We start from the raw sequence: 436 nt of genomic DNA, 5'->3' as shown, positions 1-436 counted from the left end.
TTACCCCACCAACTAGCTAATCAGACGCATGCCCATCCTTTACCGATAAATCTTTAACCATTCTCAGATGCCCTCAAATGGTGCCATGGGGTATTAATCCAGATTTCTCCGGGCTATCCCCCTGTAAAGGGTAGGTTGCATACGCGTTACGCACCCGTGCGCCGCTCTCATTGAAGTATTGCTACCTCAACTGCCGCTCGACTTGCATGTATTAGGCCTGCCGCTAGCGTTCATCCTGAGCCAGGATCAAACTCTCCATTGTAAATTGTCTTAGTCTATTTTCCCGATGCCTAAAGCATAGACATCAGGATGACTTGCTCATCAGATTTTTTTCGCCTTACATCACTTCAATGAACTTGCTTTCCGAGCTTCCCCGGAAACCTGTGGATTCCAGCCGTATCACCAGCTTTTTTCCTTTCGCTTTTCGCTTCTTTTG

Annotated in this window: 1 rRNA gene; it reads right to left on the bottom strand. The window is 47.2% G+C overall.

What is annotated here, in order from left to right:
- A 16S ribosomal RNA gene (locus AAA938_RS20215) occupies window positions 1-262 on the bottom strand; the annotation flags it as partial.
- Between the last annotated feature and the right edge of the window lie 174 nt (window positions 263-436).

The organism is Algoriphagus taiwanensis (genome assembly GCF_036245645.1).
Classification (GTDB): Bacteria; Bacteroidota; Bacteroidia; order Cytophagales; family Cyclobacteriaceae; genus Algoriphagus; species Algoriphagus taiwanensis.
This window is presented reverse-complemented; position numbering and strand designations above follow the sequence as displayed.